A 239-nucleotide genomic window follows, 5' to 3' on the forward strand; every position below is an offset into this window, starting at 1 on the left:
GTGTTGTAGCGTTTCAACAGCCGCACAAAGTCGGGATCGATGAAGGTGTCGTTGCGGATCTCCACCGCATGACGCAGCGGTTTTTTGCGCCAGGCTTTGAGGCTGGCGTGGCCGTGCAGATGCGAGTCGTGCTGGCGGGCGAGGGCGGCGGCCGCTGCAGTGTCGTGGGGTAATTGAGCGAGAAAGTGCTCGAAGCGCTCGGGATCGAATTTGAAGTTCGGCGGAAACTGCCAGAGGAT

Annotated in this window: 1 protein-coding gene; it reads right to left on the reverse strand. The window is 60.3% G+C overall.

Going from position 1 to position 239, the window contains the following annotated elements; all coding sequences use genetic code 11:
- Nucleotides 1-239, reverse strand: a 239-nt coding sequence (locus tag ACR9ZK_RS23295; protein WP_481344283.1) for a DUF72 domain-containing protein, incomplete at both ends; no start/stop codon positions are given.

The sequence above is a fragment of the Monashia sp. HAY1-5C genome, from assembly GCF_056755255.1.